Origin of the sequence: uncultured Phyllobacterium sp., from assembly GCF_902479695.1 — a bacterium.
Taxonomy (GTDB): domain Bacteria; phylum Pseudomonadota; class Alphaproteobacteria; order Rhizobiales; family Rhizobiaceae; genus Phyllobacterium; species Phyllobacterium calauticae.
Genome location: NZ_CABSQF010000019.1, coordinates 71060 through 86497, shown reverse-complemented (window position 1 = coordinate 86497; position 15438 = coordinate 71060). Strand labels below are relative to the sequence as shown.

Sequence of the window (15438 nt, the reverse complement as noted above, 5' to 3'; positions counted from 1 at the left end):
CGCTTGGGATTTGAGCGTAACCGTAACGTACTTTTCACCGAGGGCGGACGGATGGCATCCTGAACCATGAAACGAGGACCGTCCCAGGATTCAGGTGCAAGGCTGATAACGATGCGTATTCGACACTCTTTGTCAGCAGCGGTTCTGCTGGTGTCCGGATTTGTCATGGCCCAGGCCAGTGCCCATGCCGATGACGCTGACGAACTGGCGAAAAAGGTGTCAAATCCTGCTTCGTTCATGATCAGTGTTCCGGTTCACAGTGACAGTGATTTTGCGAACAGCAGTGCCGGCCACGGGTTCTATCAGACCTTGGATATCGAGCCCGTGATCCCGTTTTCGCTCAATGCGGACTGGAATCTCATCTCGCACACGGACATACCATTTGCCTATTCCGACCCGGCAGGACCTGACGCTGGCCGTTTTGGGTTGGGGGACATAAGCCAGAACCTGTCGTTCACGCCGTCATCGCACGGAGCGTTTATCTGGGCATTCGGACCGCAGTTGTCGTTCCCGACTGCGACCAATGCGATGTTCGGCTCCGGCAAGTTTTCGGCGGGGCCATCCGGCCTGCTGCTGCTTCAAACCGAGAATGTGACGACCGGAGCGTCCTTCGATCACATGTGGTCGCTCTTTGGGTCATCCGGAAGGCCCGATGTCAATCAGTCGGAAGTCCAGCCTTTCGTTGCGTGGCATATCGGAAAGGGCCGGACGATATCCGCCAGCCTGGACGCATCCTATGACTGGACAGGCGAGAACTGGAGCCTCCCGGCCTCCGTATCCTTTTCAAAGATTGTCAAGATCGGCGAGCAGACGGTGAGCCTTTCGATCGGCGGAAAATATTGGATTGAAGGACCGGATCAGTCACCGGAGTGGGGCATAAAATCGGGAATCACCTTCCTGTTCCCCAGCGGCCGGCCGAAGCCATAGCCCAAAGATCCGCCCGTGTTGCGGGATGCAGCTTATACACTGGTGGATCGACGCTGTTCCCGGATGGAGCGGGAGGGGGATCGCTTCGCACCCGATGCAATCTCTCGCCTGCGCTTGCTGTTACGGTTACGTACTTTCGCACATCGCGCGATTTTGCTTCGTTCAGCTTGGAATATCTGAAGCTGCTGGTGATCGTTGGAAGCCATGTCGCACGCCATCGTCGCTACGGCCAGCCGATGAACCGGAGCACCGGATCAACCTATGGACTGCACGCAAAACCGAGTGGATAGGATCGAGACATGTCAAACAGATTTATCGTTTTGGGTGGGGCGGCCGTCATCGCCTTTCTTGCACTGAGCGCCGCCGGGCGTGCCGAGACCATCAGCTATGGCGATGCCGTAACGACGCTTGCCAATGACTGCGGTCCGGATATCAAAAAGTTCTGTGCCGGCCTGAACCTTGGCAATGGAGCGATTGCAAACTGTCTTGCGAAGAACGCTGCGAAGATTTCGCCGAAATGTACGTCGTCGTTCAACGCAGTGGCTGGTTCCATCGGGCAGCGCAGGGAAGCCCAGACCGCTTACTTCAATGTCTGCAAAGGCGACATCGCCCGGCATTGCCGCGGTATCAAGGGCGACGGCTACCAACTGTCCTGCCTGATCAAGACACAGAAGATCGTCAGCGGCGAATGCAACCAGGCAATCACCAACGCCGGATGGCGGTGAACCATGCGCCCCACAGGAGAAAAGACAATGTTCGCTCGTCGACTTGGCATCATCATCGCAGCCGGTATCATGTTCCAGCCCATCGGCGCCTCTGCGCAGGAAGTGACCCAGCAGCGGATCACCGCCAGCCTTGGCAAGGTCACGAAAGCCGCTCCAATCATCGATGTTGAACTGCTTCGGCAGGAGGCGCTGGGCAACCCCGGACAGAACCTGCAAACCCTGCCGAACTGGAACAAGGTCAGCAAACTTCCGCAGATGCTCGTCGAGCTCAATTTCGACAACAACTCCGTTGCGATCGAGCCGCGCTCTTACCGGACAATCGGACTGCTCGCGGACGCGCTCCACCATCCCAACCTGTTGAAGTACAAGTTCCTCATTGTCGGACATACAAGTTCGACCGGTGACGCCAAGCATAATCTTCAGCTCAGCCAGGAGCGAGCAGACGCCATCAAGGACGCTCTTGCAACGACGTTTGCAATCGAGCCCGAACGGCTGTTTGCGGTCGGTGTCGGACAGGAATATCCGATCGAAGGGTCCAATCCGACAGCGGCAGACAATCGCCGGGTCCAGCTTTTCAACCTCGGGACTTTTACCGCCGTGAAGAAATAGCAGATGCGCGCTGCGGGTGATTGCGACCATTCGCAGCGCGTCCGGCAAATGGCCGGCACCATGACCTTCGTTCCCGACAAGAGCTGGGAGCCGGTTGAAGCGTGAAGATAATCCATGTCGCTCCGGAGGTGGGAAGACAGTACGGATTCTTGCCAGTTCATAATTAGGGGTATTATTGCTGTGGCAGTAAGTTTCAGTTTGAACTGATTTGTATTTACTGGAATATGTGGCTTTTTCACCAGTAAGGGTTATCAGCTGAATTGTGTATAGACTGCATAATAAATTTTGTGCTGATCAACGTCGCCGCTTTATAATGTAATATTTTCATATACGGATAGATCTACTTTATAGAGCCAGCAAGGGACATCGAATCACGAAAGTTCCCATGATTTTGTTCGGATATGACATTGAGGATATTACGCAGACATGGCGACCGCTGGGGCATTAAACTGATACCCGATCTGCTTCGACGTTGCGGCTTGATAGCGCCACGCGGAAACGCACTCTCGAACGGCACTCACGCCGATACGTCGGGATTGCCGCTGTCGTCTTACGGTTTTTTTATGCTGCTAAGCGTTTTTGTTATCGTCATGGTTTTCGTCGTCGGCGCTATTGAAAGCCGGGGAAGGATAATCTCCCAGGCGGAAATCGAGTTGCGCCAGAAAACTGCTTTGCTTGAAGCCTATGTCAGCAAGATTCTGGAAGCCAATGACATGGTGCTGAACGACATTACGACTGAAGTCGGTGCGATCCCCTGGGCTGAAATTGCCGCTTCAGTGCGGGTTTCACAACATTTGGCAACGCAAAAACAGTATTTGAAACACTCCGGAGTAATTGCGCTGGTTAACGCCGAGGGTATGCTTGTATCCTACAGTGAAGGCTTTCCGGCAGAATCCCTGAATGTATCCGACAGGGATTATTTTCGTTTCCATCGCGACGATACATCGGACGTAACGTTCATGGGCGAACCATTGATTGGGCGTGTGTATGGAAAGCCGTCTTTGACCATGAGCAAAGCGGTGCGCCGTCCCGATGGCAAGTTCGATGGCTTGATATTGATCACGATGCCCATCGATTATTTCTCAAGATTGTTCAATGGCGCCGCCTCCCAAACGGATGCCACCCAATTGCTGCGTGTGAACGGCGACGTCGTGGTGAATGTTCCGTTCTGGGAGGGGAGTGCAGCCGCGCCGGCATGGTTTGCGGCGGCAATCGCCAGGAACCCGGAGTCGGGCGAAGTTCATCATGTTACGTCGTCGGAAGGAATCGACCGCATCGTCGCTTACCGAAAAATTCTCGACTTCCCGTTTTATGTAACATACGGAATCGATGAAAACGCCCTGATGGAGGGCTGGCGGCAATCGGTTCGCATCTACGGCCTCGTGTTGGGGACGGCATTGGCTGCCTTTATAACGACGGCATGGCTCGCGCGCAGTCGGTCAATCGCCTTGTTGCGCTCAAACCAATCGCTCCGGGAGGTTGGCGAAAAGCTTCTCGTTTCGCAGGATGAAGAGCGGCGTTCCATTGCAAGGGACCTGCACGATTCGACAGGTCAGCATCTGATTGGCGCGGCCATGGAACTGGAAAATCTTCGATCCAATCTGCCAGAGCTTAACGCGGAATCGTCGTCGGCATTGTCCCGCACGGCCCAGCTGATTTCGCTCAGCAACAATGAGTTGAGGACACTTTCCTATCTGCTGCATCCTCCCATGTTGGATGAATCCGGGCTGCCGAATGCTTTGGAACTCCTCATCGGAGGATTTGAGGAACGAAGTGGCATGGACATCGAGTTGCGGGTCGATCCTGTTCTTGGCGTAAAACGGCCGCCGGCGGGTGTCGAACTTGCCCTTTTTCGAATTGTGCAGGAAGCCCTGACCAACATCTACCGGCATTCCAAGGCGACAAAAGCCGTCATCAGGCTTGTCCGGAACAGCACGACGACAGATTCACGTCTTTCCTTGACGGTGAGAGACAATGGTGTCGGCATCGAACGACGCAAGCGCGTCAGCATAGGTGTTGGCCTGTCCGGCATGGAGGCGCGTCTTCGTCCGTTGAACGGCACGCTCGATATCTCGACAAGCAAACAGGGTACGACGATCTCGGTACAGGTGCCTGGCTAGCTGTAGCGAGATCGCCGTTTGCTGAACAAAGTCTATTTCTTCGGTTTTTTCGTGAAGTCCGCGTAAATCTGGTCAGCCATTTGGCGGAGTGAACGTCCGATATTGGCGTACTCATATTCATTGAGATTGGCCAGCGACACACGCCCTGCGGGTTGACGCGTGCCGAAACCGCTGCCTGGAAGAAGGACAATGCCGGTATCGTTGGCAATGCGGAACAGGAGCTCGGTGGGCGCGACATTCTTTTTGACCCAATCGGCAAAGGCATCGCCATATAGTCTTCTGGTAATGTCTTCGAGATCGAGCAGTGTGTAATAGTCGACCGCGTTCTCGTCCGGCCGGGGCGACAGGCCGAGTTCACGATAAAGAGCGGCCTCACGGCGGCGGATGAGTTTCTTCAGCTCCGCCTTATAGCCATCGCTCTCGTCCATGAGCGCGAAGAGCGAGAACAGGACCATCTGGATCTGCTGGGGTGTCGACAAGCCGGCGGTGTGGTTCAGCGCTACGGTGCGGCTGTCGGCAACCAGCCGGTCGAGGAAATTGAGCTTCGACACATCGGGCACCAATGTCGAATACCGTTCTTCCAGTTCCTTGCGGTCCGATTTCGGCAACGCCTTCAATTTTGCATCAAAGATATTTCCCTGCTGTGCCGCAATGACGCCAAGACGCCAGCCGGTTGCACCGAAATATTTGGAGAACGAATAAACCAGCAGCGTGTTGGCCGGGCAGGTGGCAAAGAGAGATTTAAAATCATCGGCAAAGGTGCCGTAGACATCATCCGTAAGGATCATCAGGTCGGGACGCTTTTCCGCGACGATCTTTGTGATCCGCTCCAGGCTCCGGGTGTCGAGCTTGACCGAAGGGGGATTGCTTGGATTAATACAGAAGAAGATCTTGATGTCCTTGTCGAGAAGCTTGTCCAGTTCTTCATCGGGATACTGCCACCCCGCACCGGGATCGGCATTGATGTGAACCTGCTTCAGTCGATAATCGTTCAGTTCGGGTATCTCGATGTAGGGGGTAAAGGCAGGCATGCCGATAGCGACTTTATCGCCGGCCGCAATGAGCTTGTTCTGCTTCAGCGAGTTAAAGATGTACGTCATCGCAGCCGTTCCGCCCTCGGTCGCGAACAGATCGATATCGCTTGAGGTCAGGAACCCGCCGATCATTTCCTTGACGATATAGTGCTTTACGATCTCTTCGCTCATTCGAAGCATGCGCGGCGGCACCGGATAGTTGCTGCCGAGAATCCCTTCGACAGCCTCGTGCAGGAAGTCGGAGGCTGAAAGGCCAAGCTGATCACGCACATAGCTGAGGGCGCGTCCCAGGAAAACCACACCGGGCTGCGCGCGATGCTCGGAAATGAACCGCTCGAAACGGGCTTCGATCCCTTCAATCTTCGGCAGACCGCCAACGCCATTCTGCATATAGGAAAAGGACAATTCTGCTTCGGCAACGGCAAACAGGCCGAGGCGGAAAAAGGCGCGCCGCGGCAAAGTTGCAAGGAAGTTTGGATTGCCGCGTCCGGCATTGAGGATCAACCGGTTTTCCCGCGCTGAGGCAACTTTGATAAGGGCATCCTTCAATTCGAAGGGGCTGAGCTTGGCGTATTGGCTGTAATCGGTGCGGGGCATGATTGTCTCCTCAAGCAAATGCGACGACCAGAGGGCCGAGCAGGGTCAGGAACACGTTGGCAAGGGCGTAGGTTATGGCAAAGGGCGCGGTGGGAATGGAATTTCCAGCTTTGTCGAGAATTTCCCCGAAGGCCGGGTTGGCGCTGCGCGAGCCGGAAAGGGCACCGGCGAAAATGGCTGTGTTGTCATATTTCAGGACATAGCGGCCAAACAGCATGGTGATGATCAACGGCAGGATCGTCACAACGACGCCGATGAGAAAAATGGAAAGGCCGCTCGTTGCGATCGTTTGCACCGCCTGCAGGCCGGATTGAAGTCCCACGACCGCAACGAAACCCGCCAGCCCGAGATCGCGCAGAAGCGTCGATGCGCCGGTCGGCATGTTGCCGATCGCGAGGTTTCGGCTGCGATACCAGCCGAAGAGAAGACCGGACAGCAAAGCGCCGCCGCCGCTGCCAAGCGTCAACGGTATGGAGCCGATACGAAGCACAATCAGACCGACAAGCAAGCCGGCAACCAGGCCCAATCCATGGAAGACGAAATCCGTCTTATCACTCGGCAGAATGACCGTGCCGATCGATCTGGACGCGCGTTGTAAATCCTGATCCGTGCCATAGAGAGTGACGACATCGCCCGGCTCAATTCTGGTGTCGGGATTAAGCGGCAGGGGTTTGTCGGCACGTTTGATGCCCGTCACATAGATGCCGTGACGCAAATCCGCCGTCGCGGCCTTCTTGATCTCGGCCACGGTCTTGCCGATGAATGCCGGGCTGTTGATTGTCACGTCGCGTGTGACGACAACGATATCCATGCCCTCGGACGATTGCAATTCGGTTCCGATTGCTTCGGCCGCATTCACGACACCGGCCCGTCTGCCAACAAGAAGGATGACATCGTCGGCCAGAAGCGTGAGATTGGGTTGCACGCCGATCAGTGCGCCGGCTCGCTTGATCCTTTCGATTGTAAACGCCGCGTCGCTCGCGCCGGCATTCTCAACCTCGACAACTGTCCGCCCTGCTGCCTTGCCAACACGGTAGATACGGCCAACGAGATCGGGTGCAGCCGGGTGTTCTCCCGGTCCATACATCTGTGCGCCAGCCAGCAGCGCGGCCTGAGCTTTGATCGCATCGTCTCTGATGCTGCGGCCCATGAGCTTTGGAAGAATATTGACGCAGACTATGATGGCGCCGAAAGAACCGAAGATGTAGGTGACCGCATATCCGACGGCCACATTGCCTTGCAGTCTCTGCACCTCGTCTGCTGCCAGACCAAGCTTGCCGATGGCTGCGCTTGCCGTGCCGATAATAGCGGATTGCGTGAGTGCTCCGGATGCGATGCCCGCTGCCAGCCCCTTATCGAGACCAAACATCCGGGCAAGCACCACAACGGTAATAAGACCACTGACCGAGAGAACGACAGCCATGGCAATTTCGCGCAAGGATTGGCGGCCTAACGAACGAAAGAATTGCGGGCCGCTTTCAAAGCCGACCGCATAGATAAACAGTGCGAAAAGAACCGACTTGACCCCGTTGTCAACCGAGACTCCGACCTGGCTGATCAAAACCGCGACGAGCAGAGATCCTGCAACGCCGCCCAACTGGAACTTGCCGAACTGGATCTTGCCAATCGCGTAACCGCCGGCCAGCGACAGGAAGAGCGCGATTTCAGGTGATTGGCGAAAAACTTCATGAATCCAGTTCATCAATTCCCTCCAGTAGATGCCGCGGGTTGCTGACGTTTTCCGTGCCGAAATAGATCATCGATCTTCGAAGCTGTAAATCTTTCGCCAATCGGCCTTCATATCGACGAGCAGCCAGTTGCGGGTGCCGGCTTCTGTCAAAGCCTTGTCGAGTTTGCCGAAGTGGGATTCGCGATCATAGGCGTATTCCCTGTCTGCGTCGGTGTGATGCACGATCATCCCGAAGCGTGGGCCGTCGCCAGCCGTTGCCCAACGCAGCATTTCGTAGTCGCCGTCGGAATTCCCCGCGACGAAGATCGGGCGGTGACCGATGAACTTGTTGATGCCGACGGGTTTGCCTGCGCCATCGTCGATGAAGTCGATTTTCGGTTCACGCGTGAGGACGGGCGTGTCGCCCTCCAGAAGGTACTTGGTTTCGATACTGCTGCCGATCACCTGTTCCGGCGGAATTCCATACATCTTCTGGGTCATCGGACGCATGAATTCGACACCGCCGCCGGAGACGATGTAAGTTTTGAAACCATTGTTCCGCAGGTAGTCGAGAAGTTCGCGCATCGGCAGGAACGTGATTTCATTGTAAGGGCGCTTGAACTTTGGGTGTCTTGCCGTCGCGAACCAATCGGTAACGATCTTGGAGAATTCGTCCGTTGTCATTCCCGCATGCGTTGCCATTCCCAGTTCGACAATGCCCTTTTCGCCCGCGCTGGCCAGGCCTGCAAGATTGCCTTCCAGGATGGATTTGAATGGTTCCTTCTCCTTCCATTCCGGATGTTCGGGAGCGAGAACCTTGACGCGATCGATCATGAAACCGAGCTGGAAATAGAATGGCTGCTCGGACCAGAGGGTTCCGTCATTATCGAAAACGGCAATGCGATCCGCAACCGGAACGAAACTCGTTCCCTCCGTCGTCACCTTTTGAACGAATGCGACGATTGCAGCTTTCGCGCGGCCTTCGCGCCACGAAGGCAGCGCATCCTGGCTGAGCGCCAGTGTCGGGACAGCGGCAATCATAATGGCTGCGAACAGCCCGGCGAGCCTGGCAAGTCTGATCATGGAGTGCTCCATTCTAGGTAATCAAGGGCGTTTGACGCACCGGAAGCCAACATGGCTGGTGGAGGTGTCTTCCGGCTCGGCGTGTCTCGCAGCCGGACGGTAACGCCTGCAGTAATTCGGGGCACAAAGGTGCGAACCGCCCTTGAGGACCCTTCGCGGTATCCGGATTGCAGGCTGCCGCGGATCATAGCTCATTTCGATCGCACCACCGCGGGGATTAACAGGGATGCAACACGCCTTGGCTGCAGGTTCGGGATGGCGCGTCGACCAGAAATCGCTCGTCCATTCCCAAACATTGCCAATCATGTCGTAGACACCATAGCCGTTCGGCGGGAAGCTCGTGACGGGGGAGGTCCGGTCATTTCCTTTGGAGCGAAGGTTGTGGTGGGGAAAAATACCTTGCCAGGTGTTCGCCATCTGTCGGCCGTCAGGTGCAAGTTCGTTGCCCCAGGCAAATTCAGCGTCGTCAAGCCCACCGCGCGCGGCAAGTTCCCATTCAGCCTCAGTCGGCAGATCCTTGCCGGCCCAGTCGGCGTAGGCCTTGGCATCGCACCAGGCAACGTGGACGACCGGATGATCGAGTTTCCGTTTCAAATCGCTTTTACGCCCGTATGGATGTCGCCAGTCGGCGCCGAACTTGAAGGTCCACCATTGGTTTATGTCTGGACTGGTGACCGGTTCGCTGGGTGGGTCGAACATGAGCGACCCTGCCTTGAGCATGTGCGGCAACGCCCCGGGATAGTCCTTCGGGTCTGGCGCTTTTTCGGCAAGCGTAATGTAGGAGGTCGCTGCAACGAATTCCCCGAACTGCCTATTGGTGACAGGCGTGGCGTCGATCCAGAAGCCGTCGACCCGGACCGGGTGGCTTGGAGCTTCTTCGGCATAGTGCTTGTCGGAACCCATGGTGAAGGTCTTGCCAGCTATCCAGACAAGACCGTCCTCGGATATCGACGGCTCGCTTACATCTTCCCGTTGAACTGCCACGGTCATCCTGTCTCGCCTCCACATGCAATCCAGGGCAGCATCAAGAAGAAGAAGGGCTGACTGAAGTACGTTACAGTAACAAATCCCGATCCGGGCGTTTCCGAACACAACAATCGCGGATATGCGCCAGTTGGTGCGGATGGAGGCTGTTGACGATGACGCCGTTCGGAAGACGGGGTCTGACACTCGGCGGTGTATCGAAGGCGATGCCGGAACGGCAAAAGGCAAGTGGGACGCCGTGGCTTTGTAACCGTTACGTACTTAGCTGATTGCTCCAGGATATCGAAGATGGCTTCAAGCATTCGCCAAGAGCAGGCCGGAAATTGACGCCGGTGAAACACGACCAAGGTGTTGACCACCACGCATTGCCACTCCTCATTGCATTGGACGACAAAGCCGCCGGAAAACAACGGGCTGCTTCGAAGTCTCATCCAGACGCGATAATTGGAGGGTCATCAAAGGGAGCGAAACCAGACAAAGCCATGTCGGAGGTATCAGAACGGCGGGGACTGTGGAAACTGATGCTCAAGCTGCCCGCGTTGCGCGGCGAGCTCCAGGTCCTCAGTGCGCGGAATGCCACATTGCTGAGTTTATGCGAGGCATACAACGACGCAAGCTCCATGTTGGATCTGTTGCGAAGGAATGGATCAAGCGATATCAAATTGATTGGGGAGTACCAAGGTCTTTGCACGGAACTTGAAGAAGAAGTTATCAAGATGTGCGTCTCAGTGAATCAAAAATGATGTGATCTAGGGTTTGCTGCTGAAATTGGTGATAAGTAATCATAAATGATTAGGCGGCGTATGCTGTATTTAAGAATTATATTGTTTCGTGTGAATATTAAGGGAATTCACTGTTTGAACCAAGGGGTTCCCCCTATACCGCAAGTGTAAAATACACTCTAACTGTACTTTGTTGTCTTTGTTGGGGGATGAGTGCAATGAACGTTGACGAGATTGTCGACGCGCGGAAACTCGCAGGCGTAACCGATGAAGATGCCAAAGTGGAGCTGGAACGGCTTCTATCGGATGCACAGTTTCATTCCACGGAGCGCAACAGGAACTTTCTAAAATACGTCGCCAACGCGGTTTTCGAAGGCAACTCTGCCTCGGTGAAGGCCTATACCATCGCCGTTGATGTTTTCGGCCGTCCGTCCAGTTTCGATCCCTCCACCGATCCCATCGTCAGAATAGAAGCCACGCGCCTTCGTGCGTCGCTGGTTCAGTATTACGAGGCGCGCACGGACGTTGGAAGCGTGCACATTGAATTGCCGCGGGGGCGATACATCCCCGTTTTCTCAAGAATAGCGGAGCTGGCGAGCGGCGTCGGTGAGGCAGAGGATGCCGCAGTCAAGGACGATACACCGCATGTCGTGAAATCCGCGAACATCGTTTCCCTGCGAAATTTATTGCTGTTCGGTTTGCCGATCGCTGCCGGATGCCTTGGCCTTTGGGCTTTCCTGGCGCGGGGGCCCATCTATTCCGATAAGCCGAATGTTGCGATTGAGATGAAACTTGCGGGTGATCCGTCCGATGGCGAGGCCGTTTTCATTCGCGACTATCTGATGATTGCCCTGTCGCAGTTTCATGCGCTCAAACTGTCCGCGCCTGACCAGCCGCAGGCCATGGGCCGGGACGTTTCGAAGCCGACGGCAGATGTGACCTTCCTTACGTCGGACCGGCGAATGAGCCGTTACCATGTGAAGCTGAAATATCATTCCACCGCGAGCGAACGCACAGTCTGGTGGCAGGTCGTCAATCAGGCCACCGGAGAGGCTTTGCGATCCGGGGTGGAGAAGATTCTTGTCGGCGATAAAACCAATGAAGATTTGCGCCGCGAACTTGTGACCAATCTGGCCAATCGCTTTGCCGGCGCGCGGGGCGTGATCAACAGCACGGAACTGACGCGGGAACTGGCAGCCCCGACCATTGGGAACGGATGCATACTTCGCGCCGCTGCCGCCATCGAGCGGCACAATGGCAACGAAATGTGGGAAGCCAGGACCTGCCTTGAAGCCACGCTCAATGTCGCCCCGAACGATGCCGACGTGAATGCCCAATTGGCGGTTCTTCTGCTGGAGTCGACCGTGCCTGACATTGCCAATGATGCGACGGAACGCGCGCTTGTTCTTGCGAACAAATCCGTCTCGCTTGCGCCGATGTCTGATCAGAGCAACTACGCGCAAATGCTGGCACAATTCCGCAATGGCCAGACGGAAGCGGCCTTCGTCTCCGGCTATCGGGCAATGGCGCTCAATCCGCAGAATAGCGCCATCCCGGCCCGGTTGGGTGCAATGCTCTTTGCCGCAGGACGATGGGCCGAAGGATCTGGACTGGCGATCAAGGCAGGCCTGATCGATGATGTTCCGCACAGCGACGCCGGTCTGACCCTGGCCCTTGACGCATATCGGCGGGGTGAATTTGCCGAAGCGCTGTTGCGCGTGCAGCAAATGGGCCGTTCGGAAGATTATGTCGCCAATATCCTTGAGTTGGCAGCCGCAGCGCAAGTTGGCGATACGGAAACGGTTGCTGAAGTTGCAGCCCGCCTCAAATCGCGCGACCGGCAATTCTGGACGACTTTTCGCGCCGAAATGGCCGCCCGCCAGTACGCGCCGGTCCTTGTAGACAACCTTGGTGCCGGCCTGATGAAGGCCGGGCTTGCCCTGCCGCAGTGGCCCCAAGGGGGAGCGCTGGACGCAACGTCTCCCCTCGTTAGCTCGACAAATTAACTGTTACGTACTTGCCCTTGCAGCCAGCGCGACCGTTCATGCGTTCATGAACGGCAGCACGCAAATGTTAGGATAACAATGAGACACCTTTTGCCCAAGCGCTCTATGCATGACCGGTGGCATAGTTCACCAGGAAACTTGTTGAAACATTTGGCGACTTTTCTTCTTGCCGCCGGCGCTCTTTTGTTTGCCGCAATTACAGTCGCCCAGGCGCAGCAGACCCAGCAAGACGAGACCCGCCTCATAGCAAAGGACGCTTATGTCTATGCATTTGCTCCGATAGCCAATTATCAAACCTGGGTAAAGCAAGCCACAGAACCAAATGCGCCCGAATATGTCGGCGGCTTCAATGTCTTTCGTCACTACGCCCAGACATTTACGCCAGACAACAAGGATGTGGTTACCCCGAACAATGACACGCCCTATTCATGGGCCTGGCTGGACCTGAGAGCCGAACCTATAGTCCTCACCGTTCCGAAAGTTCCGGAAGACCGCTATTACGTCATGCAGCTTATCGACCTCTTTACCTACAATTTCGGTTATGTCGGGGTGCGGGCGACCGGGTTCGATGCCGGCAGCTACATGATCGCGGGACCGAATTGGAGCGGTGAAAAGCCCGAAGGGATCAAGCAGGTTATCCCGGCCGAAACCGATATCGTCGGGATTCTCGGCCGCACGTCCCTGAATGGACCCGAAGACGTGGAGAACGTAAAGGCTATTCAGGCTCAATACAAACTGCAGCCGCTGAGCGCATTTCTGGGGAAGGCGGCCGCGCCAGCCGCTCCTGCAATCCAGTTTCCTCCTTACGACAAGACCAAGGCAACAAGCCACGACTTCATCGGCTACATCAATTTCCTGTTGCAGTTCGCGCAGCCAACCGTGCCGGCTGAGAAGGACTTGATGGAACGCTTTGCCAAGATTGGCATCGGTGCAGGCAAGGAGTGGGACGCCAAGAAGGCGGATCCTGCTTTGTTGGCTGCCATTGATGAAGGCGTGGCCGACGCGCAGGCACAGATGGCCGAAACGGCAAAGAAGACGCTGAGCTCCAACGGATTGTTCGGGACCCGCGAATTCATGCATGGTGACTACATGACCCGCGCCATGGGCGCTGAAAAGGGACTGTATGGCAACTCCATAGAGGAGGCGTGGTACGGCGGATTTGTAGGCGACGGAGCCAAACCGTCTCAGTTGCATTTCAAGGCCGGCGAATTGCCTCCGGCGCGGTTCTTCTGGTCGTTGACGCTCTATACGCTCCCCGATCGCTTCCTTTTTGCCAACCCGATCAACCGCTATTCCATTGGAGATCGCAGCAAGGGCTTGGTGTTTGGGGCTGACAAATCGCTCACGATCTATCTCGGTCATGAGTCTCCCGGCCCCGACAAGGAAGCCAACTGGTTGCCGACGCCCGAGGGCAAATACAGTCTCGTGGCACGCATTTACGGGCCGGAACCCAAAGCAATCGACGGATCATGGAAACTGCCAGTATTGGAGCCGTCGAAATGACTGCACATAGCATCTTCGCCATCCCGGTATGTCTCGCGCTGCTTGCGGCTGGTTCTGCCGCGGCACAGGCGGACAGTATCCCGGTCAACACGCCAATGGGCGAGGTTTCGACCAATTTGGGCTTGCCCGCGGACGCCAATGCCATCAAGCAGCTCTATGACGAGCTTGATTATCAACGGGCGACACAAGCCTATATCTGGGCGTTGCCAATCGTCGGTTTTGCAGAGTGGCAAGTCTCGACGAGCAAGGATTTGGGGGCGAGCGGTACCGACCTGGTTTTATATGAAAGTGTCAAAGACAAGCTCGGTATCCTGACGGCCAATGCCACAACCCCCTACATCGGGGGCTTTCCGGACTTATCCGTCACCGGCCCGCTTGTGATCGATTATCCCGCAGGCGCAACAGCTGGAGGCGTGGGCGATTTCTGGCAGCGACCGCTCACCGACATGGGTGAAACAGGACCAGACAAAGGTAAGGGAGCGAAATATCTTCTGCTCGGCCCCAAGCAGGTGGCTCCGAAGGTCAAGGGTTACACGGTCATACAATCGCCAACCAACAACGTGTTCTTTGCATTTCGCGTGCTTGATCCGGATCCAAAGAAGGCGGAAGCCCTCATCAAGGCTGTCAAGATTTATCCGTTTGCCGAACGCGACAAGCCCAAGCCGACGAAACTCATCAGACCCGAAGGACGCCGGTGGAGCCAGGTTCCGCCTCGGGGCCTCGCCTACTGGGAGCGGCTGAACGATATCGTACAACGCGAACCTGTGATGGAGCGCGACCGCATGGTCATGGCGATGCTGCGTCCATTGGGCATTGAAAAGGGAAAGCCGTTTGAACCAGACGAGCGGCAAAAGAAAATTCTGACAGACGGCGCTGTAACCGGCGAACTGATGGCTCAGGCGAATTCCTTTGCCACGCGCGAAAAAGATGCGCGCTATCGACCGGATACCCGCTGGGACTACGTGATCATGTTCGATCCGTTCCAGGAGGCCGCTTCGTACACCCAGCTTGATCAGCGCGCCAAGTACTTCTACGAGGCCGCGACAACGACCAAGGGAATGGTAACCAAGACGCCCGGTGTGGGGCAGGCCTATCTTGCGGCTCACCAGGATGCCAACGGCAACTGGTTCGACGGCAGCAAATCCTACACGCTAAACGTTCCGCCAAATGCGCCGGCGAAGCTGTTCTGGTCAGTCACCGTGTATGACTCGCTCACTCGGGTCCTCATCGACAATGCACAACAGGTTGCCGACAAATCGTCCCGTTCGGATATCGTCAAAAATGCCGATGGTTCATACGATCTGTATTTCGGGCCGAGTGCACCCGCTGGCAAGGAGAAGAACTGGATTCCGACGCTGCCGGGAAAGGCATGGTTTGCCTATTTCCGATTGTACGGACCGCTTGAGCCTTACTTCAGCAAATCCTGGAAACTGCCTGACATACAGGCAAACAAGTGATC

Annotated in this window: 12 protein-coding genes; 8 read left to right on the top strand and 4 right to left on the bottom strand. The window is 56.0% G+C overall.

The features are described 5' to 3' along the window. Nucleotides 1-165 precede the first annotated feature (165 nt). The 4 genes from RDL77_RS13525 (at nucleotide 166) to RDL77_RS13510 (ending at nucleotide 4381) form a co-directional block, all read left to right on the top strand. Nucleotides 166-927, top strand: coding sequence for a transporter (locus RDL77_RS13525; protein ID WP_288193289.1), 762 nt, complete (start codon nucleotides 166-168; stop codon nucleotides 925-927). A gap of 299 nt (nucleotides 928-1226) precedes the next feature. After that, nucleotides 1227-1652 (top strand): cysteine rich repeat-containing protein, encoded by a 426-nt coding sequence (locus RDL77_RS13520; RefSeq protein ID WP_288193288.1) that lies wholly within the window; start codon nucleotides 1227-1229, stop codon nucleotides 1650-1652. 27 nt (nucleotides 1653-1679) lie between these two features. After that, entirely contained in the window at nucleotides 1680-2261 is a 582-nt protein-coding gene (locus tag RDL77_RS13515; protein WP_288193287.1) for an OmpA family protein, read from the top strand. Nucleotides 2262-2662: 401 nt separating this feature from the next. After that, nucleotides 2663-4381 carry a histidine kinase gene (locus tag RDL77_RS13510; protein ID WP_288193286.1) on the top strand — a complete coding sequence of 573 codons (1719 nt, stop codon included), beginning with the start codon at nucleotides 2663-2665 and terminating at the stop codon, nucleotides 4379-4381. A gap of 32 nt (nucleotides 4382-4413) precedes the next feature. Here the strand turns inward: RDL77_RS13510 and RDL77_RS13505 are convergent, their stop codons facing one another. The 4 genes from RDL77_RS13505 to RDL77_RS13490 all read right to left on the bottom strand — a co-directional run bounded on the left by RDL77_RS13505 (nucleotide 4414) and on the right by RDL77_RS13490 (nucleotide 9754). Next, the gene (locus tag RDL77_RS13505) at nucleotides 4414-6012 is read right to left on the bottom strand and encodes a bifunctional aspartate transaminase/aspartate 4-decarboxylase (protein ID WP_288193284.1); all 1599 of its coding nucleotides are present in this window, start codon (nucleotides 6010-6012) and stop codon (nucleotides 4414-4416) included. 10 nt (nucleotides 6013-6022) lie between these two features. Beyond that, complete coding sequence (aspT, locus tag RDL77_RS13500; RefSeq protein WP_288193283.1) at nucleotides 6023-7714, bottom strand: aspartate-alanine antiporter; 1692 nt, start codon at nucleotides 7712-7714, stop codon at nucleotides 6023-6025. A 54-nt stretch (nucleotides 7715-7768) separates the two neighbouring features. Next, complete coding sequence (locus RDL77_RS13495; RefSeq protein WP_288193309.1) at nucleotides 7769-8722, bottom strand: HAD family phosphatase; 954 nt, start codon at nucleotides 8720-8722, stop codon at nucleotides 7769-7771. 63 nt (nucleotides 8723-8785) lie between these two features. Next, a complete protein-coding gene (locus RDL77_RS13490; RefSeq protein WP_288193282.1) occupies nucleotides 8786-9754 on the bottom strand; it encodes a formylglycine-generating enzyme family protein in 969 nt (322 codons plus the stop codon). A gap of 263 nt (nucleotides 9755-10017) precedes the next feature. On the opposite strand from RDL77_RS13490, the gene RDL77_RS13485 reads away from it, so the two are divergent. From RDL77_RS13485 to RDL77_RS13470, 4 genes are all read left to right on the top strand, one after another. Continuing rightward, nucleotides 10018-10491, top strand: a complete 474-nt coding sequence (locus RDL77_RS13485; RefSeq protein ID WP_288193281.1) for a hypothetical protein — start codon at nucleotides 10018-10020, stop codon at nucleotides 10489-10491. 197 nt (nucleotides 10492-10688) lie between these two features. After that, nucleotides 10689-12476 carry a hypothetical protein gene (locus RDL77_RS13480; RefSeq protein ID WP_288193280.1) on the top strand — a complete coding sequence of 596 codons (1788 nt, stop codon included), beginning with the start codon at nucleotides 10689-10691 and terminating at the stop codon, nucleotides 12474-12476. 141 nt (nucleotides 12477-12617) lie between these two features. Next, nucleotides 12618-13979: a DUF1254 domain-containing protein gene (locus RDL77_RS13475; RefSeq protein ID WP_288193279.1), complete on the top strand. Its 1362-nt coding sequence runs from the start codon at nucleotides 12618-12620 to the stop codon at nucleotides 13977-13979. After that, the gene (locus tag RDL77_RS13470) at nucleotides 13946-15436 is read left to right on the top strand and encodes a DUF1254 domain-containing protein (RefSeq protein ID WP_288193278.1); all 1491 of its coding nucleotides are present in this window, start codon (nucleotides 13946-13948) and stop codon (nucleotides 15434-15436) included. Before RDL77_RS13475 ends, RDL77_RS13470 begins: the two co-directional genes overlap by 34 nt. The last annotated feature ends 2 nt before the right edge of the window (nucleotides 15437-15438 follow it).

Bases quoted from the DNA above. Each gene is read 5' to 3' on its own strand.
- RDL77_RS13525 (WP_288193289.1), top strand. From the start codon at position 166: ATGGCCCAGGCCAGTGCCCATGCCGATGACGCTGACGAACTGGCGAAA.
- RDL77_RS13520 (WP_288193288.1), top strand. From the start codon at position 1,227: ATGTCAAACAGATTTATCGTTTTGGGTGGGGCGGCCGTCATCGCCTTT.
- RDL77_RS13515 (WP_288193287.1), top strand. From the start codon at position 1,680: ATGTTCGCTCGTCGACTTGGCATCATCATCGCAGCCGGTATCATGTTC.
- RDL77_RS13510 (WP_288193286.1), top strand. From the start codon at position 2,663: ATGACATTGAGGATATTACGCAGACATGGCGACCGCTGGGGCATTAAA.
- RDL77_RS13505 (WP_288193284.1), bottom strand. From the start codon at position 6,012: ATGCCCCGCACCGATTACAGCCAATACGCCAAGCTCAGCCCCTTCGAA.
- aspT (WP_288193283.1), bottom strand. From the start codon at position 7,714: ATGAACTGGATTCATGAAGTTTTTCGCCAATCACCTGAAATCGCGCTC.
- RDL77_RS13495 (WP_288193309.1), bottom strand. From the start codon at position 8,722: ATGATTGCCGCTGTCCCGACACTGGCGCTCAGCCAGGATGCGCTGCCT.
- RDL77_RS13490 (WP_288193282.1), bottom strand. From the start codon at position 9,754: ATGACCGTGGCAGTTCAACGGGAAGATGTAAGCGAGCCGTCGATATCC.
- RDL77_RS13480 (WP_288193280.1), top strand. From the start codon at position 10,689: ATGAACGTTGACGAGATTGTCGACGCGCGGAAACTCGCAGGCGTAACC.
- RDL77_RS13470 (WP_288193278.1), top strand. From the start codon at position 13,946: ATGGAAACTGCCAGTATTGGAGCCGTCGAAATGACTGCACATAGCATC.